This is a genomic window from Synechococcus sp. PH41509, assembly GCF_020514285.1.
Classification (GTDB): Bacteria; Cyanobacteriota; Cyanobacteriia; order PCC-6307; family Cyanobiaceae; genus Parasynechococcus.
In genome coordinates this window covers 113,198-135,679 of record NZ_VTLD01000024.1, presented here as the reverse complement: position 1 = coordinate 135,679, position 22,482 = coordinate 113,198, and the positions used below count along the sequence as shown (strand labels likewise).

General features: G+C 59.2%; 25 protein-coding genes and 1 tRNA gene. 6 read left to right on the top strand and 20 right to left on the bottom strand.

The features are described from left to right. Positions 1-30: 30 nt before the first annotated feature. Positions 31-1,260: an ABC transporter permease gene (locus FZZ88_RS08900; protein WP_166016602.1), complete on the bottom strand. Its 1,230-nt coding sequence runs from the start codon at positions 1,258-1,260 to the stop codon at positions 31-33. 13 nt (positions 1,261-1,273) lie between these two features. Further along, the gene (gene pyk, locus FZZ88_RS08895) at positions 1,274-2,725 is read right to left on the bottom strand and encodes a pyruvate kinase (RefSeq protein WP_166016601.1); all 1,452 of its coding nucleotides are present in this window, start codon (positions 2,723-2,725) and stop codon (positions 1,274-1,276) included. A gap of 56 nt (positions 2,726-2,781) precedes the next feature. On the opposite strand from pyk, the gene FZZ88_RS08890 reads away from it, so the two are divergent. Continuing rightward, positions 2,782-3,111, top strand: coding sequence for a nucleoside triphosphate pyrophosphohydrolase family protein (locus tag FZZ88_RS08890; RefSeq protein WP_166016600.1), 330 nt, complete (start codon positions 2,782-2,784; stop codon positions 3,109-3,111). An 8-nt stretch (positions 3,112-3,119) separates the two neighbouring features. Continuing rightward, a complete protein-coding gene (locus FZZ88_RS08885; RefSeq protein WP_166016599.1) occupies positions 3,120-3,605 on the top strand; it encodes a hypothetical protein in 486 nt (161 codons plus the stop codon). Here the strand turns inward: FZZ88_RS08885 and FZZ88_RS08880 are convergent. Genes FZZ88_RS08880 through ilvA form a run of 3 tightly spaced genes read right to left on the bottom strand, consistent with a single transcriptional unit; the run spans position 3,594 to position 5,981 of the window. Then, entirely contained in the window at positions 3,594-3,890 is a 297-nt protein-coding gene (locus FZZ88_RS08880; protein WP_166016598.1) for a YggT family protein, read from the bottom strand. The genes FZZ88_RS08885 and FZZ88_RS08880 overlap by 12 nt on opposite strands. Before the next feature lie 24 nt (positions 3,891-3,914). Beyond that, positions 3,915-4,412 (bottom strand): SMC-Scp complex subunit ScpB, encoded by a 498-nt coding sequence (scpB, locus tag FZZ88_RS08875; protein ID WP_115022019.1) that lies wholly within the window; start codon positions 4,410-4,412, stop codon positions 3,915-3,917. A gap of 39 nt (positions 4,413-4,451) precedes the next feature. Further along, complete coding sequence (gene ilvA, locus FZZ88_RS08870; RefSeq protein WP_166016597.1) at positions 4,452-5,981, bottom strand: threonine ammonia-lyase, biosynthetic; 1,530 nt, start codon at positions 5,979-5,981, stop codon at positions 4,452-4,454. A gap of 80 nt (positions 5,982-6,061) precedes the next feature. Between ilvA and dxs the strand changes: the two genes are divergently transcribed. Further along, complete coding sequence (dxs, locus tag FZZ88_RS08865) at positions 6,062-7,993, top strand: 1-deoxy-D-xylulose-5-phosphate synthase (protein ID WP_166016596.1); 1,932 nt, start codon at positions 6,062-6,064, stop codon at positions 7,991-7,993. Positions 7,994-8,006: 13 nt separating this feature from the next. Then, positions 8,007-9,194, top strand: a complete 1,188-nt coding sequence (locus tag FZZ88_RS08860; protein ID WP_166016595.1) for an NAD(P)/FAD-dependent oxidoreductase — start codon at positions 8,007-8,009, stop codon at positions 9,192-9,194. A 52-nt stretch (positions 9,195-9,246) separates the two neighbouring features. On the opposite strand, the gene psaK is transcribed toward FZZ88_RS08860, so the two are convergent. The 3 genes from psaK to FZZ88_RS08845 form a co-directional block, all read right to left on the bottom strand. Continuing rightward, entirely contained in the window at positions 9,247-9,504 is a 258-nt protein-coding gene (gene psaK / locus FZZ88_RS08855) for a photosystem I reaction center subunit PsaK (RefSeq protein ID WP_115022027.1), read from the bottom strand. Positions 9,505-9,572: 68 nt separating this feature from the next. Next, positions 9,573-9,860 (bottom strand): DUF3593 domain-containing protein, encoded by a 288-nt coding sequence (locus tag FZZ88_RS08850; RefSeq protein ID WP_166016594.1) that lies wholly within the window; start codon positions 9,858-9,860, stop codon positions 9,573-9,575. Then, complete coding sequence (locus FZZ88_RS08845) at positions 9,850-10,146, bottom strand: DUF2499 domain-containing protein (protein ID WP_166016593.1); 297 nt, start codon at positions 10,144-10,146, stop codon at positions 9,850-9,852. Before FZZ88_RS08845 ends, FZZ88_RS08850 begins: the two co-directional genes overlap by 11 nt. Before the next feature lie 54 nt (positions 10,147-10,200). Here FZZ88_RS08845 and csaB point away from each other — a divergent pair, with 54 nt between their 5' ends. Further along, complete coding sequence (gene csaB, locus FZZ88_RS08840; RefSeq protein ID WP_166016592.1) at positions 10,201-11,307, top strand: polysaccharide pyruvyl transferase CsaB; 1,107 nt, start codon at positions 10,201-10,203, stop codon at positions 11,305-11,307. Here csaB and FZZ88_RS08835 read toward each other — a convergent pair. From FZZ88_RS08835 to FZZ88_RS08780, 12 genes are all read right to left on the bottom strand, one after another. Then, positions 11,240-12,217, bottom strand: a complete 978-nt coding sequence (locus FZZ88_RS08835) for an ABC transporter ATP-binding protein (RefSeq protein ID WP_166016591.1) — start codon at positions 12,215-12,217, stop codon at positions 11,240-11,242. The genes csaB and FZZ88_RS08835 overlap by 68 nt on opposite strands. Next, a complete protein-coding gene (locus FZZ88_RS08830) occupies positions 12,214-13,029 on the bottom strand; it encodes a carbohydrate ABC transporter permease (RefSeq protein WP_166016590.1) in 816 nt (271 codons plus the stop codon). The genes FZZ88_RS08835 and FZZ88_RS08830 overlap by 4 nt, the downstream gene beginning before the upstream one ends. Further along, positions 13,026-13,892 (bottom strand): carbohydrate ABC transporter permease, encoded by an 867-nt coding sequence (locus FZZ88_RS08825; RefSeq protein ID WP_166016589.1) that lies wholly within the window; start codon positions 13,890-13,892, stop codon positions 13,026-13,028. Before FZZ88_RS08825 ends, FZZ88_RS08830 begins: the two co-directional genes overlap by 4 nt. After that, on the bottom strand, positions 13,889-15,154 hold the full coding sequence (locus FZZ88_RS08820) for an ABC transporter substrate-binding protein (protein ID WP_166016588.1): 1,266 nt from the start codon (positions 15,152-15,154) through the stop codon (positions 13,889-13,891). Before FZZ88_RS08820 ends, FZZ88_RS08825 begins: the two co-directional genes overlap by 4 nt. Further along, positions 15,151-16,641, bottom strand: coding sequence for a glucosylglycerol-phosphate synthase (gene ggpS / locus FZZ88_RS08815; RefSeq protein WP_166016587.1), 1,491 nt, complete (start codon positions 16,639-16,641; stop codon positions 15,151-15,153). The genes FZZ88_RS08820 and ggpS overlap by 4 nt, the downstream gene beginning before the upstream one ends. Positions 16,642-16,693: 52 nt before the next feature. Beyond that, positions 16,694-17,254, bottom strand: coding sequence for a peroxiredoxin (locus FZZ88_RS08810; protein ID WP_115022043.1), 561 nt, complete (start codon positions 17,252-17,254; stop codon positions 16,694-16,696). Positions 17,255-17,266: 12 nt separating this feature from the next. After that, complete coding sequence (gene rpmB / locus FZZ88_RS08805) at positions 17,267-17,503, bottom strand: 50S ribosomal protein L28 (RefSeq protein ID WP_006850205.1); 237 nt, start codon at positions 17,501-17,503, stop codon at positions 17,267-17,269. A 79-nt stretch (positions 17,504-17,582) separates the two neighbouring features. Further along, positions 17,583-19,487: a molecular chaperone HtpG gene (htpG, locus tag FZZ88_RS08800; protein WP_166016586.1), complete on the bottom strand. Its 1,905-nt coding sequence runs from the start codon at positions 19,485-19,487 to the stop codon at positions 17,583-17,585. An 88-nt stretch (positions 19,488-19,575) separates the two neighbouring features. After that, complete coding sequence (locus tag FZZ88_RS08795; protein WP_115022046.1) at positions 19,576-19,800, bottom strand: ferredoxin family protein; 225 nt, start codon at positions 19,798-19,800, stop codon at positions 19,576-19,578. A gap of 25 nt (positions 19,801-19,825) precedes the next feature. Then, positions 19,826-21,004 carry an ATP phosphoribosyltransferase regulatory subunit gene (locus FZZ88_RS08790; RefSeq protein WP_166016585.1) on the bottom strand — a complete coding sequence of 393 codons (1,179 nt, stop codon included), beginning with the start codon at positions 21,002-21,004 and terminating at the stop codon, positions 19,826-19,828. 22 nt (positions 21,005-21,026) lie between these two features. After that, the gene (locus FZZ88_RS08785; protein ID WP_230332861.1) at positions 21,027-21,914 is read right to left on the bottom strand and encodes an inositol monophosphatase family protein; all 888 of its coding nucleotides are present in this window, start codon (positions 21,912-21,914) and stop codon (positions 21,027-21,029) included. A gap of 2 nt (positions 21,915-21,916) precedes the next feature. Further along, positions 21,917-22,285, bottom strand: coding sequence for a 2Fe-2S iron-sulfur cluster-binding protein (locus FZZ88_RS08780; protein ID WP_166016583.1), 369 nt, complete (start codon positions 22,283-22,285; stop codon positions 21,917-21,919). Positions 22,286-22,338: 53 nt separating this feature from the next. Between FZZ88_RS08780 and FZZ88_RS08775 the strand changes: the two genes are divergently transcribed. After that, positions 22,339-22,425: transfer RNA gene (locus tag FZZ88_RS08775), tRNA-Ser, on the top strand. Positions 22,426-22,482 lie beyond the last annotated feature (57 nt).

Below are 22,482 nucleotides of genomic sequence, written 5' to 3'. Positions count from 1 at the left end.
AAGGAGATGGACTGGATTTCGGGATCTTCTTTAAAGGCTTCTCAGGGCAACAATCGGGTCGAGCTTGGCGGCTCTACGGGCCGGAACGACGCCGAAGAACAGTCCGATCGATCCTGAGAGTCCCACCGTGACAACAACTGTTGTCGCGCCGATTGCGGCCGGGAGTGGAGTGAATGCAGCCACGAGGCTGACCGTTCCCAGACCAACCAAGGTGCCGATGGCGCCGCCCAGGCTGGCGAGCACCAGCGACTCCACAAGAAATTGCTGCAGCACATCGCTGCTGCGGGCTCCCAAGGCCTTGCGCAGACCGATCTCCTCGGTGCGCTCGCTCACGGAGACCAGCATGATGTTCATGATCCCGATGCCGCCCACCAGGAGAGAGATCCCCCCGATGGCAGCGAGCATCAGAGTGAGGCCTCCGGTGATGGTGCCGACGATGGTGAGGGCATCCTTCTGGGAACGCACCGCGAAATCGTCATCCCGAAGAATTCGGTGACGCTGCCTCAGCAGGTTGGTGATTTGGAACTTGGCTGCGCTCGTGCTTTGTTCATCCCTTGCTTCAACACTGATGAAGGTGAGGCTGACGCCGTAAATGGGATCCCGACCGGTGATCCGGCTCACCATTGTTGAGAGCGGAATGTAAGCATTTTCATCTTGGTTGCTGCCGAACACGGCTCCTTTGGGGGCCATCACACCGACAACCTTGAAGGCCTGATTGCCGATCCGAACCTGCTGACCGATCGCCGCACCGGTTGGAAACAGTTTGGTCCGCAGATCAGAGCCCAAAACCGCAACAGCTCGAGCGCCTGATTCATCCTGAGAACTGATGAAACGTCCCTGGGCTACCTCAAAGCTGCGAACCGGCACAAACTCCGGTGTGACGCCATAGATCGAACTTGTGGCACTGCGCGCCCCGGCCTGAACCACCTGGTTGCTGTTGATTTGGGGCGCCACCCTCTTGACGCTGGGGACTTGTTCCGCGATGGCTTCTGCGTCTTCAAGCACGAGGGTCTTTGGACGCGTTATTCCCTGTCGACGGGTGTTGTTGTTGCCCGGCACCACAAACAAGACGTTGGCACCAAGATTGGTCAGCTGCTCCTCAGCCAGCCCCTGAGCGCCACGTCCAACCCCCACCAGGGTGATTACCGAGGCGTTTCCGATCACGATGCCCACCATGGTGAGCAGGCTGCGAAGTCGGTTGCTCCGCAGGGTGGACAGGGCCATCCGCACCGTTTCCGTGGCGGGCATGCGCCGGTTCATGGTGTGTTGTCGTTCAGAGCAGTGTCGCCTCAGCTTCGTTACTCACGATGCTCACTTTGACCAAATCAGTGGATCCAGAGACCCCTGCGTGGGTGCCTGCGGACTGAATGACGAGATCTCCCTCTTTGAGCAGGTTCAGCTCCCTGGCTTTAACCATGGCAGCGTGAAAGGTCTGGGTGGTGCGTTCTCCCTGAGGGATGACAAGGGGGGTCACCCCCCACACCAGCTGAAGGCGACAGGCAACGGTGCGATCAGGTGTGATGGCCAGGATCGGCGCCGCCGGTCGGAACTTGCTGACGTTGCGTGCAGTTGCACCACTTTTGGTGAGTGGAACAATCGCCGATGCGTTGAGTTGGCTGGCGATTGTGCTGACCGCACCACTCAACGCGTTGGGAATTGTGCTGGGTAGGTGGCTGTCGATGGAGCGCTGGGGATAGTCCTTCTCGATCCGTTGGGCGATGGTGGCCATGGTCTGCACGGCTTCCACCGGGAAATCCCCCACAGCGGTCTCGTTGGACAGCATCACAGCGTCTGTGCCATCAAGGATGGCGTTCGCCACATCGCTGACTTCGGCACGGGTCGGCCGGGGGCTGGAGGCCATTGAGTCCAGCATCTGGGTCGCCGTGATGATCGGAATGCCCAGGCTGTTGGCCTTGCGGATGAGTTCCTTCTGCAGCAAAGGAACTTCCTCCGCCGGCATCTCCACCCCTAGGTCACCACGGGCCACCATTACGCCGTCGCACAGCGGAAGAATGGAATCGATTTGATCGATGGCCTCAAATTTCTCGATCTTGGCCACGACAGGGGTCTCATGACCGTGGTCACGGATCAGCCCGCGGATTTCCTCCATGTCGGAGGGGTTTCGAACGAAGCTGAGGGCCACCCAGTCCACCCCCTGACTGAGACCGAAAGCCAGATCAGTTTTATCTTTGTCGGTCAGGGCACGGACGGAAAGCTGAACGTCAGGAAAGTTGACGCCCTTGTTGTTCGAAAGAACACCGCCAACGGTGACGGTGCAATGCAGGGTCTGCTCTGCTTTGTCGACGGCATCGACCTTCATCTCGACACGGCCATCGTCGAGAAGAATCCTGCTCCCGGCAGTAACTTCGTCGGCCAGTTTGTCGTAGGTCACCGTTGCGATGGTTTTGTCGCAGCTCACCGGCCGTGAGGTAAGCGTGAACGGATCCCCGTTGGCCAGGGTGATCGGCCCCTCAGCGAATCGCCCCAACCTGATTTTTGGACCCTGAAGGTCCTGGAGGATGCCGATGGTCTGCCCCAATTCTTCAGACACCTGACGAATGGTGGCGATGCGTGCGGCGTGTTCGCTGTGGTCTCCGTGGGAGAAATTCAGCCTGAACGTCGTCGCGCCAGCCCTCACAAGTTCCTTGATGCGCTCTGGACTCTCAGTGGCTGGTCCGATGGTGGCCACGATCTTGGTCCGTCGGTTCACGTCGAACTGGCCCATATCGTGGCTGAAAATCCTTGCGGAAACTACCATCCGGGCGTTTCCTAACCGGCCCCATGGAGATGAATTCCTATCAGGACGCCGCTCGAAAGACGGCTGCCTACCCGGATGTGGGCTGTAATCCGATCTATCCGACCCTCGGTTTGACGGGAGAAGCTGGCGAGGTTGCCGACAAGGTCAAGAAGGTGATTCGCGATCGTCAGGGTGTCTTTGATGTTGAGACCCGCGAAGCGATCAAGTTGGAACTGGGCGATGTGCTCTGGTACGTGGCTCAGCTGGCCAGCGAAATGGGTTATGAACTGGATGAGGTGGCAGAAGCCAATCTTCAAAAACTGTCGAGCCGAGCTGCCCGTGGGCGCATCGGCGGTAGCGGTGACCAACGTTGATCGGCCCGATGTTTCGTCGTTTTTTCACGCTTTTTTTGAGCCTGCCGCTGCTGTTGGGACTGGCGCTGCCCTGTGATGCCGCTGAACTGCAACTCAGTGGAGTTCGCTTGGATCCCTGTGGTGAACAGGACCCCGGTAATCAGCCCGACTTGAGCCGTCCGGTGGGTGCCAGCTGCTATGTGCTGACGGGGGACGTTGAGAACAGCAGCCGGGACAGCGTTGTCGACACCGACGTTTACGCACGAATCCTGGATGCCAGTGGTGAACCTGTGCTTCCAAACAGAACCCGGGTGGGATCGATCGGCGACGTGAACCCCGGTCAATCCCAATTCGCGTTGCGTATTTCGGTTCCTGCCGGAACCCCAGGACCGTTCGAGATTAAAAATGCCCGGGCTCGTGGTTTCAAGGCGCCTGTTCGAACCCGCGTCGATGCAGACGACGACGATCTGCTGCCGCTTGAACGGGGTATCAATCTGGATTCTTTACCAGGTTGATCCCGACACGTAAAAAGCACTGATGGACTGGCCCACAAGGCTCTGAAGCAGATTCAAGGCCAGGAACGCCAGGATGGCGGAGAGATCGATTCCCCCCAGGGGCGGAATTAGTCCCCGGAAGGCGTTGAGGTAGGGATCGGTGATCGCACTGACGCTGCTCAGCACCGGGTTTCCCCAGTCGAGGTTGGGGAACCAGCTCAGCAGAACCCGAACGATCAAGACCAGGGAGTAAATCTGCAGGGTCTGGGACAGCACCTGCAGCAGGGTGACGGGAAGAGATTCCATGACGAGGGCTGATCTACTCCGACTTTATGCAGCTTCTGTCAGATCGGTTGCACCGAGATCAGGAAGCACGGAGAAGGTGCGATGGAATTTTTCGGTGAGGGTGATCCAGTAGGAGCGGCCTTCACTTTGACGGCGGCGTTCGATGAACTCCTGCGCCACCAGTTCCTTGATGTGGTCATAGGCACCCGATCCACGCAGATCCACGAGATCGGATTGGAGGATTCGCTTCTTCAGGGCAATGGTGGCGAGGGTTCGCAACGTCGCGGTGGAGAGATTCACCGGCAGCAGGTCTTTCACGAGATCGCCCATGCCCGGCCTCAGCTGCAGGCCGTAGCGACCGCTCTGCTCCACGATCTCCAGTGCACTGTCTCGCTGGGCGTAGGAGGCGGTGAGAGCCACGAGCGCTTCCTCCACGTCGCGACGCTCGGTGCCAGCCAGCTCAGCGAGTTCGCCGACACTGACGGGTCTGCCCTTTAAATAAAGAACGGCCTCGAGCCGTGTGGGCAGGGATGCAGACGTCATCACAACCCCTCAAGAGCACTCAAGTTACCGTCCTGAAACTCAGAGGAACAGTGCATAGGCAGGGTTGTTTGTTTCATCCCAGTGGCGATACCCCAGGGCACTGAGGAAGTCGGTCCACCCTTCCATCTCCTGTTTCGGTACCAGAACTCCCACCACGATGCGCCCTACGTCGGCACCGTGGTTTCTGTAGTGGAAGATGCTGATGCTCCATCCCGGGTGTAGGGCATCAACGAAGCTCATCAGGGCACCCGGTCGTTCGGGGAATTCGAAGCGATACAGCAGCTCTTGGCATTCCCCGGCGTAGGCCGATCGCGCTGAAGACGGCAGCCGACCTCCAACCATGTGGCGCAAATGGACCTTGGCGAATTCGTTGTCGCTGAGATCAAGAGAGGGAAAGCCACCCTGCTCCAGTTGGTTCAGTAGAGATGACCGATCGTCCTCATCCTTCACCTGCACACCGATGAAGATCTGCGCCGTGGCGCCATCGGTCATGCGGTAACTGAATTCCGTGAGGCTGCGCTCCCGCAGCAGTTCGCAGAGGCGCCTGAGGCTGCCGGGTGATTCGGGAATCTCCACGGCCAACATCGCTTCCCGCTCTTCACCGAGCTCAGCCCGTTCGGCGATGAAGCGCAGGCGGTCGAAATTCATGTTGGCACCGCAGGCCACCGCTACGAGATTGCGACCTGCTTGGTTGCGATCGGCCACGTCCTGCTTGAGACCGGCAATCGCCAGTGCGCCCGCAGGTTCCAGGATGGAGCGGGTGTCTTCGAAGACGTCTTTGATGGCGGCACAGATGGCGTCGGTATCGACCCGGACCATCCGATCGACAAATCGTTGGGCCAACTCAAAGGTGTGTTCACCCACTTTCCTTACGGCGACACCGTCGGCAAACAGGCCAACCTGCTCCAGCTCCACCCTCTGCCCCTGCTCCAAGGAGCGGGTCAGGGCATCGGCATCGATCGGTTCCACACCAATGACCTCGGTTTCAGGCCAGAGCCGTTTGACGTAGGCGGCGATTCCGGCGATCAGGCCACCTCCACCAACTGCCACGTAGATGGCGTTGGGTGGCTGCTCTGCCTGGCGCATGATCTCCATCCCGATCGTCCCCTGACCAGCGATCACCTCGGGATCGTCAAAGGGGTGGATAAAAGTGAGACCTTCGGCTTTGCAGCGCCGCTGTGCTTCTGCGGAACACTCGTCGTAGGTCTCTCCATGGAGCACTACTTCACCGCCCAGGGCGCGCACGGCGCGCACCTTGACCTCCGGCGTTGTGCTTGGCATCACAATCACCGCTCGACAGTCGAGTCGCTTGGCACTCAGCGCCACTCCTTGGGCATGGTTACCGGCACTGGATGCAATGACACCGCGCTTCAGCTCGTCAGCGCTCAGCTGTGCCATGCGGTTGTAAGCGCCGCGCAGTTTGAAGGAAAACACCGGCTGGAGATCCTCACGCTTCAACCAGACCGTGTTGTTCAGTCGGCGGCTCAGATTGGGGGCGTGATCCAGGGGGGTTTCACGCGCCACGTCGTAAACGCGTGCACGCAGGATCCGCTGCAGGTAGTCGGTCATCTCACCATTCTTCCAAGGGTTCGATCCAGACAGCATGCGGGCTGGTTCCCGTAGATTGCTCGTATTGGAACTGGCAGTGCATGCATCTCGGAGATCTCAAGCATCCGAATGAACTGCACGGACTCAGCCCGGCTCAGCTCGAGGATGTGGCACGGCAGATCCGTGAGAGGCATCTGCAGGTTGTGTCGACCAGTGGTGGACACCTTGGTCCTGGTCTGGGTGTTGTGGAGCTCACACTCGCTCTTTACCAGACCCTCGACCTCGATCATGACCGCGTGATCTGGGATGTCGGTCATCAGGCATACCCCCACAAATTGATCACAGGGCGGTTCAACGATTTCGATTCCCTGCGCCAGCAGCGTGGGGTGGCTGGATACCTCAAGCGTTCGGAGAGTGGCTTCGATCACTTCGGAGCCGGTCACGCGAGCACCTCGATATCCGCTGCGCTGGGGATGGCGATGGCGCGGGACAACAAGGGTGAGTCGTACAAATGCGTTGCTGTTATCGGTGATGGTGCCCTGACAGGCGGCATGGCCCTGGAAGCCATCAATCACGCGGGGCATCTTCCCAATACCCCGCTCCTGGTGGTGCTGAACGACAACGACATGTCGATCTCCCCACCGGTGGGAGCCCTATCGAGTGTTCTGAACCGTGCGCGGCTTAGCCCACCGATGCAGTTCATCTCGGGAAGTGTCGAAGAGAGTGTTCGTCACCTGCCGTTCATGGGTGGAGAGCTTCCTGCGGAACTCAATCGCCTGAAGGGAAGCATGCGACGACTCGCTGTTCCCAAGGTTGGTGCCGTGTTCGAGGAACTCGGTTTCACTTACATGGGTCCGATCGACGGTCACGACATCGGTGAGATGGTGCGCACTTTTCAGGCGGCCCACCGTGAGGGTGGTCCTGTTCTGGTGCATGTGGTCACGACAAAGGGCAAGGGCTATCCCTACGCCGAGGCTGATCAGGTCGGCTACCACGCGCAATCAGCTTTCGATCTCAATACCGGTAAGGCGATCCCCTCATCGAAACCCAAGCCCCCCAGCTACAGCAAGGTGTTTGGTCAAACCCTCGTCAAGCTGTGCGAGCAAAACAGCCGGGTGGTGGGAATCACTGCGGCGATGGCCACCGGTACCGGGCTCGATCTGCTGCAGAAGGCCATCCCCAATCAGTACTTGGACGTCGGCATTGCCGAGCAGCATGCCGTCACCCTTGCAGCGGGGATGGCATGCGAAGGCTTGCGTCCTGTTTGCGCGATCTACAGCACCTTCCTGCAGCGGGCCTACGACCAGTTGATCCACGACGTTGGAATCCAGAAGCTGCCGGTCACCTTCGTGCTGGATCGTGCGGGCATCGTTGGTGCCGATGGGCCGACGCACCAGGGTCAATACGACATCAGCTACATGCGTGCCATTCCCAATTTCACGGTGATGGCTCCGAAGGATGAGGCCGAGCTACAGCAGATGCTGGTGACCTGCCTCAGTCACGACGGACCGACAGCCCTACGCATTCCCCGGGGATCGGGTGAAGGCGTGCCCTTGATGGAAGAGGGTTGGGAATCCCTGCCGATCGGCCGTGGAGAATTGCTGCGGGAAGGTGACGACTTGATGATCGTTGCCTATGGCGCCATGGTGGCGCCGGCTCTTGCCACAGCCACTCTGCTTGAGGAAGCAGGTCTTTCGACCACGGTGATCAATGCCCGGTTCCTGCGGCCGCTGGACCAGGCCCTCATTCATCCTCTGGCCCGACGCATCCCCCGTGTGGTCACCATGGAGGAGGGAGCTCTCCCCGGAGGATTTGGGGCCGCCGTTCTCGAGTCGTTGAGCGATCAGGACATCACTGTCTCAATGCTGCGGATCGGCATTCCCGATCAGCTGGTCGATCACGCCACTCCTCAACAGAGCAAGGAAGCTCTTGGCCTAACCCCTGCACAGATGGCTGAACGCATCCTTGAGCGCTTCAGCAAGGCCGCTGGTGATCTGCCATCCACCGCTTCGATCAAGGCTCTGCAGGCCTGAAGCGGAAGGATCTGTGTCGGTTCTAGTCGTTGGTGCGGGGCCTTCCGGTGCCCGCCTGGCGATCCAGCTTGCGCGCAGGGGTGCTGAGGTCACCCTGGTGGATCGGTTGATGGATCCGGAACGCAATGCCTATTCCAGCGCAGCTCTTCCTCTGGAGGCTGTTCGTCGGCTTGGCCTGCCGGATGAAACCATTGCCGCAACCTGGCAGGGCTGGCAGCTGCACGATCCTTCCGGTCTTGTGCATCAGTGGTGGTCTGACGACGATCTGGGAGTGGTGCTCGACTTCGGCAGGCTCCGTTCCTTTCTCTGGTCGGAAGCGCGTCGCCATGGTGTGGAGTTGATTCAAGGCTGTCGGGCAGTTCTGAAAAGCCTCAGCGCAGAGAACGCAACCGTGCAGCTGCAGACGCGCGATTGTGTGGAGTCGTTGCGCTCAGTCCGGTGGCTGATTGACGCCACGGGTGCACGCCGCGATCTGCTTCAGCAGGCTGGTGTCAAGCCCAATCCAGCAGATCCGCTGCTGCAGGGGCTCGGAGTCGAGTGGCTGCTTCAAGCCGATGATCGCCACGCCGCACCCTGGCGGGATCGGATCAGTTTTTTTCTGGGGACGCCCTGGATCAGCCACGGATACGGCTGGATCTTCCCTATGCAAGGACAACGGCTGAAGGTGGGTGTCTGTCACCTTCCTCCGCCCCATCGTCAGACCTCCGGCAGCCTGGCGCAGCCCTTGCAGCGGTTGATTCAACGCTGCGGCTTGTCCGACTGTCTCGTTCTGGATCGCCATGGTGGGCCTGTTTCCAGCTCGATCTCCCGATCTGAAGCGCTGGGTGTCGATGCGCTGTTGGCGGTTGGAGATGCGGCAAGTACAGCCAATCTCCTCGGTGGAGAAGGCATCCGCCATGCGATGGACAATGCCGATCAACTGGCCGATTTGTTGATAGCTGATGGGATGCGCGGCTACTCAGCAACCATTCCCCATCGCTACAGACAGGTACTTGCTGCCCAGCGGAGCTGGCGATGGTCGGTGTCAGGCCGTCTGGCTCGGCGCACCTGGTGGGGGCTCAACAATTGCCGGGCTGATCAACGACTCGAACGTCTGATCAATGGACTTTCTTCCACAGCAAAAGCAACTGCCCTATCTGAGCTGTTGTTTGAGTACCGATTCGAGCGTTACGGCTTACGCCTCTTGCCCTATCTGCTTTGAGCGATGTTGTTTCCGGGGAGGAGCCGTGGCTCCTTCCCGGAAAGGTGTTGCTTCAGAGCACACCGCGGGCTGCCAGGCCCTGGATTGCACCAATGCCAATGATGTGGCCAAGGCTGGTGGTACCGAGCATGGCTGCATGTCCCATCCCACCGAAGAAGGTGGAGTTGGGAAGTGCAGCGCCTTCGTTGGGGTGCTTAATCGTGGCCTTGCCGACCATGATGGCAACCACATTGCAGAGGATCATCACCAGGGCGACCTTGGGAGACCAGGACACGGTGGCGGGAGCGATCGCGAAAAGGTGGGTCAGCATTCGAGCCAATGAGCGACACCTCATCATCCGGGGCTTCCGCCCTCTTGCCTGAGTCTCTTAAGAGTTGTTCACCCTTTCTTGGGGGTCGGTAGCAGCAGTCCGAACACCAGAACGGTGTTGCCGAGCGTTAGGAAGGCTTCTGCACCACCGTGCAACCAGTCGATCTCCACCAGTTCCGCTGAGCAGCAGCGCAGAGCTGCGATGGCGGCAACAATCGTGACGGCTACGAACAGCAGTGTGAGTTGAAAGCCGCGTTCCGCCATCTGCGGAAGTGCCTTACTCCTGTGGAGCCAGAAGAGAAACAACAAATAAGGGATTAGCGAGACCGCAAACAGGGGTGCGGGATCAAAGTTCATTGACCACCCCGTCTGCCACCCGACGCCGTTGGAGCTGCCATGCCGCAAACGCCAGGGTGCTGTTCCCGATCACGGTGAATAGGGCCTGAAGGGTGACCAGGCCCCGCAGAGCGTCGCTGTTGTCAAACAAGTGCCATGTGCAGGCTGCCATCGCACTCACCAGGGCCGGAAGCATGGCCCAGGCCATGCCTGACAGTCCGCGTCGATGCATCAACACGATCGCCACACACCACTCGATCACTGAGGCGACGTGGATCCACCAGGTTCCGAGCGACAACACGTGCATGGCCTGAATTCTAGGAATCCGTTGATAATGCTTGGAGTGAACAGGCTGCTGCCCGTGGTCCGCCCCGCTGCACCTGTCCTTCTGCTTTGTGGCTACTACGGAGAACACAATCTCGGGGACGATGCACTGCTTCAGGTGCTGGTGTCAGCGCTTCCCGAGTCGCAGCAGTTGTTGATCACAGTGCGTGATCCAGTTCCGGTCCTTGCCCTGGCACCGTCGTCCGTCACCGTGAATCGCCGCTCATTGGTGAGCTGCCTTCGTGCCGCTCTGCGCGCGGATGTGCTGGTTCTTGGGGGCGGCAGCCTTCTTCAGGACAGCACCAGCTTCAGCAGCCTTGTTTACTACCTGCTTCTGATGGCGGTCGCCCGTATCGGTGGTGCCGAGGTGGTTCTCTGGGGCCAGGGTCTGGGGCCATTGCAGCGTCGGATCAGTCGGATGCTGGTGCGCGCTGTGTTGCCGTTCTGCAAGGCGGCGAGTTGGCGCGATCAGCGCTCCTTTGAATTGGCTCGGCGCTGGGCGCGATCGTTACCGATGGTGCTGGCCGCAGATCCGGTCTGGCAGATGCCAGCGCGTCCATGGATCGGTGGCGACGCCATCGTTCTGAGCTGGCGTCCAACACCACTCCTGGATCACTCGGGCTGGCGTCGGTTGACGGATGCTTTGGATGCTCTCAGTGCCGAGTTGGCAGCCCCGGTGATCTGGTTGGCGTTCCATGAGCATCAGGATGCACCGTTGCTGCAGCAACTGAGCGATGCGGGGCTGCTGCCAAAGCGTCTGAAGGGGTGCAGCACAACCCTGGTGCCCCAGTCGCTGGAGGTTGTTTCTGATGTAGTCCAACGGGCACGACTTGTTCTGCCCATGCGCCTGCATGCCTTGATCTTGGCCCGTCTTTCCAACAGTCCGATGGCTGCTATCAGCTACGACCCGAAGGTTGAGGCCGCCGCTGCCATGGCGTCCGTGCCTTGCACCCCATTGCCCTCCTTGCCTTCCGTGGATGCATTGCTGAATCTGTGGCGAGCTGAAGTGGATCGCCCGGCGGATCCCAATCAAACGGAAGAATTGCGATGCCAGGCATCGGCTCATAGCGACCTGCTCAAGCGGATGGCAGTCGACGACCGGAGATCGCATCGAAGCGATGCTCACAATCGCTCGACCAACTGATCCGCGGTTCAGCCGCGATCGTCGTTTCTCCGGAGCAGACCATCCGTAGGTCGCCGCGATCGCAGCGGACCAGAAGCATCTGATTGGCACCGAACCATTCACGGCTGAGGATTGTGCACAGCCAGCCATCGGAATCGAGCCGCAGGTCGTCCGGTCGGATGCCAATGGTCACGCCGTTCTGAGCTGGCAACAGATTCATCTGCGGGCGGCCGATGAACTGGGCGACGTACGTGCTGGCCGGCTGCAGATAGAGCTCGCGAGGTGTTCCGATCTGTTCGATGCTTCCATTGCGCATCACGGCGATGCGATCCGCCAACGCCATTGCCTCCTGCTGGTCATGGGTGACGTAGACCACGGGTTGGTCACCACCGATCATCAGACGGCGCAACTGGGGACGCAGGTCCTCACGCAATTGCGCATCCAGATTGCTCATCGGCTCATCCAGCAGATAAACCAGTGGATCCCTCAGCAACGCTCTGGCTAGGGCGACCCGTTGGCGCTGTCCGCCGGAGAGTTGTGATGGCCGTTGCTGGGCATATTCGCTGAGTTGAAGCACCTCCAGAACGCTGCTGATCCGCGCATCGCGGGTGCTGGTGGTGCCACCTCGAATCCTCAAACCCAGTTCGAGGTTCTCCCACACGTTGAGATGCGGGAACAGGGCATAGCTTTGAAAGACCATCCCCACCCGGCGCCGTTCAGCGGGAACGTCAACCATCTCGGCATCATTAATGCGAATGGAGCCTTGATCCGGTTGATCGAGCCCCGCGATTAGACGCAAAGCCGTGCTTTTCCCACAGCCACTGGCACCCAGCAGAGCGACGCATTCCCCATCGGCCACGTTGAGGTCGAGCTGCTTGAGAACCTGGCGTTCGCCGAAGCTCTTGCTGATGGCCCGTAGTTCCAGTGTCATCCCTTAATTGCTCCGTTGGTGAGTCCACTGACGATCTGCCGCTGGAACACCAGCACCAGCACCAGCAGAGGTATGGCACCGAGCACAGTCGCGGCTGCGTAGGTGCCGTAGGGGACCGAATAGGTGGATGATCCTGCAATCCGAGCCATCGCCACCGGCAATGTGAGCAGATCGCTGCGGCTTAGCCAGGTGAGGGCCACTGGATACTCGTTCCAGGCAAACAGGAACACCAGGATCGCTGTGCTGGCGGAGGCTGGTGCAATCAAGGGAAGCAGCACCCAGCGCAGCCGTTGCCAGAGAGATAGACCCTCAAGCTTCGCCGCGTCCTCGAGATCATTGGGTAGGGCTTCGAAGGCAGCGGTGAGCAGAAGCAGGGCCAGGGGCATCGACAGAGCGCTATAGGGAATGGAAATGGCGATGAGGTTGTTGCCCAGCGAAAACGTGCGGGCCAGTTCGAGCAGTGCCAGAAACAGCAGCACATAGGGAAACAAGGCGGCTCCCACCACGGCTGCCCGGAGGCTTCCCCTCAATCGAATGGGGAGTTTCGCCAGTCCGTAGGCGGCTGGGATCGCTAGCACCAAGGTGAGCAGTGTTGTAAGGGAGGCCACCAGGCTGCTGTTGAACAGGTATCTCCAGAACGGCGGATCGGTGCTCAGCAGATCCCTGTAGTTGTTCAGCGTCCAGCGGTTCCAGAAGCTCAGTTGTTCGTTGACCAGGGCATCGGCCGTGGTGAATGAACTCACCAATTGCCACAGCATCGGGGCGAGGGACCAGACCAGCAGCAGTGCAATCCAGATGGAACGTCGCGTCATCGATCCAGGGGCCTCAACACACCGAAGGTTTTCAGCACCAGCGTTCCCGCCAGGATCAGGGCTGTGAGCAAGAGGAATCCCGCGAGCATCACCGTTGCGCTGTAGCCGAAATCAAGGAAGCGCATGCCGTTGAGATAGGCATAAAGGGCGATGCTTTCTGTGCTGCCGGCAGGACCACCACCGGTCAACACCTGCACCAGATCAAACACCCCGAAGGCCTGGGCCAAGCGGAACAGAAGGCTCAGCAGGATGTAGGGCAGCAGCAGCGGCAAGGTGACGCGGCGCAGGGCCTGCAGAGGGGTTCCGCCTTCCAGACGGAAGGCGCTGTAAAGGTCGTCGGGAATGCTTTGGAGCCCAGCCAAAAGGATCAGCGTGATGAAGGGTGTTGTCTTCCAGACATCGGCGAAAACCGTCACCAACCAGGTGATCGATGGGGTGGACAACAGATCCAGGGAGTTGAGGCCAAGTGTTCGGGCCAGCACCTCGATTGGGCCGTAAGGAGTGTTGAAGATCCAGCGCCAGCCAAGGGCCATCATTGTTGTTGGCAGTGCCCAGGGGAGCAGGGTCAGGGCTCGAACGGCGCCTCTGCCACGCCAGCTCTGATGAAGCAGGAGCGCGATGGCCAGTGCCAATAGCAATTCCATTCCCACGGAGATCAGGGCGAATCGCGCGGTCTGCCCCGCATCCAGCCAGAACCTCTGATCAACTGCCAGGCGTATCCAGTTGGCTCCTCCGTTGGCCACCGGTTCCAGTCCGGTGAGGACGGAATCAGCGTGGAAGCTCAGCCAGGCGTAACGAAGCATCGGCCAGCCGAAGACGACGGCGATCAGCAGTAGGGCTGGAACAGCCAGGAGAACCGTCATGGCGTCGCTCCCGCTGCACGAAGCAGGGTCTGGCTTCGCTGCTGACTGGTCGCCATCGCTTCATCAGCGGATCCAGTTTCGGTGAACAATCCGTTGAGTTCGCGCTGCACCACATCACTGAGTTGGGCGTAGAGGGGTGTTGGTGGACGCACAACCGCGTTGTTTAGCGCTAACTGCAGCTCCGGAAGCACAGGGGAACTCTTCAACATCTCCGGATCGCTGAACAAATTCGCTTGGGTGGGTGAGTAGCCGTTGTTGAGAAAGCGAGCTCGCTGGGAGGCTTCATTGGTGAGGTATCGAATGGCTTCCACCGCCGCCTCCTGATGGGGCGACTGACGCATCAAGCTCAACCCCCAGCTGCCCAGGGTCGCTCCGGGTCGTTCGCCCGGTTGCGCCACCATCAGGCTGATGCCCACGTTGCCTTTCACATTGCTGTCGTCCTTCTGCAGTTCAGCCCAGGCATAGGGCCAGTTCCGCATCAGTGCGGCATCGCCGGATTTGAAAGCTTGAAGCGACTCCGATTCGGCGTAATTGGTAACGGCATAGGGACTGATCCCTTCGTTGATCAGATCGTTCAACCAGGCTGCAGCCCTTGTTGCCTCAGGCGTATCCAGCTGCATGGTGTTGGTGGTGGTGTCCATCCACTCGCCGCCGAAGCCCTGCAGCACTTCTAGGAAGTCGCAGCTCAGCCCTTCGTACTGACGCCCCTGCCAGACGAAACCATTGGCAACGGCGTTGGTCTGGACCAGCTGTCCTGCAACGGATACCAACTCGTCTGGTGTCTTCGGTGGCTCTTTCATGAGATCCGTCCGCCAATAGAGCAGTCCCACATCGGCCACCAAGGGCCAGCGGTAGAGATGGCCGTCGTAGTCGTTGCCCAGCCGTGCGCCCTCCACGAGCTGTTCCTGGTCGGCCTGATCAAACCAGTGGTCCAGGGGTTCCAGCCATCCCGCGGCGGCATATTTCGGCAGCCAGGTGACATCCATCAACAGCGCGTCGAAGGGGGCATCACCGAGCAGAAGGCTGCTGATTGCAAGATCTGAAATCGATTCCGTGTTCAACGGACCTCGGATCAAATTCAGATGAATCCGGCCCCGATGCTCGCGGTTGAAGGTTTTCACCAGCTCAGCGCTGGCGTCGGTGAAGGAGGAGGGCATGAGGATGCTCACCTCTTCCGCCCGGAAGGACGCTGACCCCACCAGGCAGCCGAGGGCCATGACCAGCGCCAAGGCCCCGCTCGTCAGCCAGCGGCGCAGCTTCACTGGGCTTTTGAGGGCGTCAGACCTGACATCTGTTCATCGGCCCAGTCACGAACGGTATAGCTCTCCACGGCATCGGTCATGCGACTCATTCGATCGCGTTGTTCGTCTTCGTCCATTTCCAGCGCCGATTCGATTGCATCGTCCATGCGGCGATTCGAATAGGGGTTGGTCAGAACGGCGCCATCAAGGACAACCGAAGCGCCGGTGAATTCGGAAAGAACAAGAACACCGCCGCGGTTTCGCCGAGCAGCCGCATATTCCTTGGCTACCAGATTCAGTCCATCGCGCAGAGGTGTGATCCAGCAGACATCTGCTTGGCAGAACCAGGCAATCATTTCGTCGTAGGGGATCCGACGGGTTGAAAACCGGATCGGGACCCAATCAATTTGGCTGAAGCGTCCGTTGATCCGCCCCGCCATTTCTTCAATCGAGCGTTGCGTGTCTTCGTAGATTTTCATCCCACTGGCAGCGGCGACGCAGGCGAGCATCAGTACAACTTGCCCATGCAAATCCTTGCGTCGTTCCAGCAGGCGTTCGAAGGCCAGCAGCAACTCCTCATTGCCCTTCGTGTAATCAACACGACTCGCGGAGAGGATCAGTTTTCGTCCCTTTTTGGTGTCTTGAACGATCAATTCACCATGGCTTTCAACGGATGGGCTCCAGCACAACTCCTGAATTAGATCAGGAGATGTGCCCACCGGTGAGCTGAGTAACTGAATGGTGCGGCCTTTGTGCTCGAGATGACTGGTGACCGTGCCTTCGGAAAGGGCTGTTCCTACTCCAATGAATTTCCGATCCACTGAAACTTTTGGACCGCGCTTGGCTCCTACAAGGGTGCTGGCGGCACGGGCAAAGTTTTCGGTGTAGCGCGGGATATGGAAACCAACGACATCGCAACAGAGCAAACTTTCAAGAATTTGCTCACGCCATGGCAGGATCGCGAAGACATCATTCCCTGGGAAGGGGGTGTGATGGAAAAAGGCAATCTTTAGGTCGGGACGTTCGGCTCGGATGTAACCGGGAACCAACCAGAGGTTGTAATCATGAACCCATACCGTTGCGCCCTCGGCAGCCTCGGCACATGCTGCAGAGGCGAATCGTTTGTTGACCTCTTCAAAGATCTTCCAGTTCGCATTATTAACGTTGAAGTATGTGGGAAATGTGTGCAGGATCGGCCAAAAACATTCTTTTGACGTGATGTGATAAAAACTGGAGATCTGCTCGTCTTCTAGAGGGATTCGGCAGAGCGTGAAAGGAGATGGATTGTCCATTTCAATCCGTTCTGTGCCCTCATTCGACTGATTGTCGACGCGTCTCCAGGCAATCCATGTACCTTTCTCGCAGCTCCGAAAGAGATTGCGAAGGGTAGGAATTATTCCGTTAGGGCTTTTCTGGTCGACCCAAATTCTTGATCCGTTGTTGTCTTTTGATTCGTCAAAAGGGGTGCGGTGGTAGAGGATTATGAACGAACTTTGACCCGCACCCATCTATTCGAACAACACTTCGTTCGTTCCACCATTCAGCAAAAGCTGTTTTTTGTCAAATGGTGGTTTTGTTCTGAAGTGTCGTCAAGGAATCCAGCACTTCCCTGGCGTGACCGTTTGGTCGAACTGCCACCCAGCGCTCACGTAGAACGCCATCGGGATCGATCAGGAAGGAGTGGCGCAACGAATAGGGCGCCATCCAGGAACCGTAGGCCTTGCTCACGGTTCCGTCAGGATCAGAGAGCAGGGGAAAACTCAGCCCTTCGCTTTCACAGAAGGATTCGTGCTCGTCGACACTGTCGGCGCTGATGCCGATGACCTCGGCACCGGCCTGAAGAAACTCCGCGTGCAGGCTTTCGAAGCCCCTGGCTTCGATGGTGCAGCCACCGGTGAAGTCTCTTGGGTAGAAATAAACCGCCAACCAACGACCGCGCAGATCTCCGGTGCTCCAACGGTTACGGTCGGGTTCGGATTGGCTGGATCCGGGCAGATCAAAGTCGGGCACTGTGCTGCCCGTTTCCAAAACAACACCCCCGAGAGCCGAAGCCCGCGAGGGTGAAAGCGTCAGAGCTGCAAGGAAAAGGCCGGACTTGACTAGTAATTCCCGCCGATTCACCCGTTCAAGATCTCAGATCTTGGCCAGGTTAATGCCCAGAGACTTGGCGTAGGCGCCGAGGCCTTTCTTCTGGATGGTTTTGAGGGCGCGGGTGGTCACGCGCAGCTTCACCCAGCGGTTGCCTTCAGCCCACCAGAGGCGACGCTGCTGCAGGTTGGCCTGCTGCAGCTTCTTGGTGCGGATGTGGGAATGGCTCACGGCCATGCCGTTGTTGGCGCGAGTACCGGTGAGCTGACACACCCGTGACATGACGATCTCCTTCTACTGAGAGGTTGTTTGGAGCTGAATTAACAGTTCCAAACGACCAAGTTAGCAAAAGGTCTTCACCTCAAAGGCCTCTCTGCATCAGAGCACCCATCAATTCAGCACTGCGGGTCTGGAATCCGCCAAGTTCATTGGGCTCCAGCCCGCCCACGCCCAGCCGAGCCATGTCGTAGAGATGGCGGGCCACATCCTGGGCGAGGCTTGCGTTGGGTGAGGCTTCTGACGCTCCCACCAGCACGCCACCGGCCCGCAGCTTGAGCATCCCTTCCACCAGGGGATGGCGCCGGTTCACCAAAAGTACGTGGTGCTCGGGAAGGCCTGGCAGGCGTTGTTCCATTAAGGCGCCCATGTCGTTCAGCCTGCGCATCTGTTCAGGCAGAAGAATCATCGCCGGAGGTGCCCCTTCCGCTTTCAGGGCCTGTACCTGAATGGTCACCTTCTCATTGGCCAGGGATTCCTTGATCAGATCACGCAGTCGGTCTGATTCCGTTGTTCCATCTTGATCGGTGAGTTCCGCATTGTTGTCTTTCAGGCTCTCGTCCAGTTCCGAGTCGACGCGTTGGAAGGTGAGTTCCTCGTGGCGATGTTCGAGCCAGTGGATGAACTGAGTGTCGATCACCGTTTCCAGCTTCAGCACTTCCGCGCCCTGGGATGTCCAGAGATTGAGAGCACCAGCCTGGGAAACGTCATCGGTGCTGTAGAGCACGCGCTTGTTCTGATCTGCGGCGAGTCGGCTGAGGTATCCCTCCAGAGTGGTGAAAGCACGGCCATCGCAGCCGATCGGGTCAGCGTCGTCGCCTTCCCCGGCGGCAGCTGTGGTGGCAAACAGGATCAATTCGGAGACCTGCTCGGCGAACTTCTCGTCTTCCATGGCGCCGATCTTCACGAAGGGTGCCAGGGCATCCCACGCCTCGGCATAGGCCTTGGGATCCTCTTTTTTCAATCCCCGCAGCCGATCTGACACCTTCTTGGCGACAAAATTTCCGATTGAGCGAACGCGTCGGTCGGTCTGCAGAGCACTGCGGCTCACATTGAGAGGAATGTCGGGTGAATCGATCACTCCCCGCAAGGGCAGCAGGTAGCGCGGCACAACTTCCTTGATCGAATCGCTGACGAACACCTGGTTGCAGTAGAGCTTGATTTCGCCCTTCTCCCAGTCGGCACGACCGGTCTGCTTGGGGAAAAAGAGAATTCCCTGAAGGTTGTAGGGGTAGTCGGTATTGAGGTGAACCCAGAGCAGGGGATCGCCTTGAAAGGGATAGAGATAGTGGTAAAGGTCGATGTAATCCTGATCACTGAGATCTCTGGCGCTCTTGCGCCAGGGGGCTTCCATCTTGTTGATGGTTTCACCCTCGAGCTGCACCGGCACTGCCATGAAGTCGCAGTAGGTGTTGATCAGAGTTCGGATCCGTGCCGGTTCCAGATATTCGAGCTCGTCCTCCATTAGATGAAGGATCACGTCTGTGCCCGGCTGCTCTTTCTCGGCGGCGCTGAGGCTGAAGTTCGGTGAACCATCACAGCTCCAGCGCACAGCTTCAGCGTCGGGACGAGCTGAACGGGTCAGCAATTCAACCTGCTCGGCCACCATGAAACTGGAATAGAAGCCCAGGCCAAAGTGGCCGATGATGGCGTCGTTTTCCTGCTTGTACTTCTCCAGGAAATCCTCGGCACTGGAGAAGGCCACCTGGTTGATGTAGCGCTTCACCTCATCGGCTGTCATTCCGATGCCGTTGTCACTGATGGTGACGGTCTTGGCCTCCCGATCCACCGTGATGCGAATGGCACCGTCATCCCCTTCGCTGCAATCGCCAGCCATGGCAGCCATGCGGCGCTTGCTGATGGCATCAACGCCATTGCTGACTAGTTCCCGGAGAAACACCTCGTGACCGGAATACACGGCCTTCTTGATGATCGGGAAAATGTTTTCGGTGTGGATCTGAATCTGACCCTGTTCCTCCATCACCGCCATTCCTGTGTCCCGAAAAAATAGACACTAGAGACCGGTTTCACTCCGGCTCAACGGCCTGTTCGGGGGGTTCTCCGTACCTCGTTGGAGCTCAGGGCGTCTTCTGAAGGTCAGGACGCTCTTCCGCAACGATGGCGCCCTCAACCGGACAGACCTGCAGGCATATGCCGCAATCGATGCAGGTGTCGAAATTGATCCAGTAAAAGTCTGTCCCTTTCTTGTTTTTTCCATTGCCTTGGTCAATGCAGGCCACCGGGCATGCATCGACGCAGTCAGCGATGCCCTCGCAAACGTCGGTGACGATGGAATGAGCCATGGACGACCTGCTGATCTGCTGGATCCTAAGGATCGACCCAATCGAGCTGTAGACCGCCCTGTGCCTTCGCCAGCTGTTCAGCCTTCTCCCTGGACTCCAACGGTTCCAAGGCCAACACCGCGGTGCGATCTTGCTGATGCCAGCCCCGCTGATGTTCCATGGCCGCTTCCAGGCTTGTGGCTGGTGAAAAGGCCACGAGTACATCGGTCTGTTGCTTCTCTGCTGTATCGAATTCCGAGATCAGTTCTCGGATCGGGTCGATCGCCAGGCTGAACCCAGCGCCATAGGCCTGGTGATCGGTCGCGCCGCAACGCTGCACCAGATCGTCGTAACGGCCGCCACGGGCAATCACCACAGGAGAGCTGCGGCCATCACAGACCAGCTGGAACACCAAGCCGTTGTACAGCTCGAAATGGGGCTGGAATGTCGGGTCGAGCTGAATCGTTACCGACTGATCCTGAGCTGCTTTTGAGAGATGGTCGCAGAGACGGCGAAGCTTGTCGAAGACCGGCTGATCCCCGCCCATGCTGGCGAGCTGGGTCAGGACCTGGTCGGGGGTTCCGCGGCAGTCAAGGAGGAAAAGAAGCCTGGCCTTGGCGTCCTTGGTCAGCTCGAAATTCTCAATGGCCAGACGGTCGAAATCGATCAAGGCTGTGCGGATCTGATCGCGCATCTCACCGTTGAACGGGCTGAGAATCAGATCCATCAGAGCGGTGTGGCCGAGCAACAGCCTTGGTTTCTGGCTGGGTTGCAGCTCCAGGGTCTGAATTGCTGCCATCAACAGGCTGAGCAGTTCCATCTCCGCTTCGCTGCCGCTAACTCCGAACAGTTCAACGCCGCTCTGCAGGTTCTCTTCGATCGATTGCCCTCCTTCATCGGCGGAACGGGTGCGGAACACCGTTCCGGAGGCCCAGAGACGCAACGGCCGTTGGCGATCGGCGAATCGTGTGCAAGCCGCTCTGGCGATGGATGCCGTCATCTCTGGCCGTAGCCCGAGAGGGTCATCTGCAACGAGACGAACGATGTCTGAACTGTCGATGGCACCCCCGGCCATCAACGTTGCCAGACGCTCAACCCGCGGTGGCGACACCTCCTCATAGCCCCACAGACGGAAAACCGATGCAAGACGTTCCGTCAGCTTTCGATTGGTCTCCACCTGACGTGGATTCAGATCCTTTGCGCCAGCTGCAGGTTGCAGCGCCATCTCACGTCCTCGCGGCCACGACTCAGGATCCCATGGCCGTGACCTCCGGGGCACCGAAGGCGGCTCCAGGAAGCGGTTTCACCTGAGACAAGCCATCCCTGATTGCGTCATGCAAGCCAGGACCAGCCGCTACGACTCGGCCGCTGGTGAGATCGAAGGGTTGATTCCCATATCCCGTGACGGTTCCCCCCGCTAGATCCACCAAGGCCACGCCCGCAGCCAGGTCCCAGGGAGACAGGCCCCGTTCCCAGTAGCCGTCCTGGCGGCCAGCGGCCACGAACGCCAGATCAACCGCTGCAGCGCCGCCTCGACGAACCCCATGGGTGCGGTGGGTGAACCAGCAGAACTCGGCGTAGTTGTTGTCGAGACGGCTGTGGCGGTCATAGGCAAACCCGGTAACGAGTAGAGCATCCTCGAGCCGATCACAGCTGCTCACCTGAAGTGCCGTGTCGTTGCAGAACGCCCCGATTCCCGTCGCCCCCCAGTACATCTCCTTGAGGAAGGGCACGGCGATGGCACCAAGGATGGGTTGTTGCCCCACGGTGAGCCCGATCGAGGTGGCAAAGAAGGGATAACCGTGGGCGAAGTTGGTGGTCCCATCCAGGGGGTCAACACACCACTTCAGACCGTCCTGCTGTCCTGTTGCCCCGCTTTCTTCGGCCAGCACGGCGATCTCAGGGGTCTGGTCCGCCAGCATCTCCAAGACGATGCGTTCAGCTGCAACGTCGGCATTCGTGACCAGATCGCCGATGCGCCCTTTACTTTCGATCGATGACAAGCGTCCGTAATGGCGCATCAGCTCCTGGCCACCGGCATCGGCCGCCGAGCGGGCCACGGCCAGATAACGCTCTAGATCGCTTGGGCTGAGTCCGCCATCGCGGGCGGCACGGCTGCAGATGGACTCCTGCATGGTCACTCCTCTTCGATGGGGATCCGGGTGGTGACGCGTCCTTTCCCAAAGTGGCGCCCGAATTGAAGCTCGTATACCTCGTCTTCGTCTTGGGTTTCTGCTTCGAGAGGGGCAACTGCCCGGGCCACACAGAGCAGGCCGTAACCCTGGGACCTCAGCTCCTGAGAAAGACCCATGGCTTCGCGCTGGTCGAGGGTTCCGCTTTGCACCCGAACGGCACAGCTGGTGCAGCATCCGTTTCTGCAGGAGAAGGGAAGTGGGTCTCCTTGCTCTTCAAAGCTCTGCAGGATGTACTCACCCTCTGGGACGTCGTGGGTGATGGTGCGACCCTCCTGGCGCCAGTGAATGGTGATCCTGTGGCTGGGACTCATAAAGCTCTGCTGGCAGTGCCCTGCTACATTCTCACCTGCCCCATTTAGCCGGTGGAGAGCTGGCCGAGTGGTCGAAGGCGCAGCACTGGAAATGCTGTATAGGGGCAACTCTATCGAGGGTTCGAATCCCTCGCTCTCCGCTTCTCCGGTCCGCAAGGTCCGGATTTTTTTTGTCCATCTGAGGCGGCGCGTCAGAC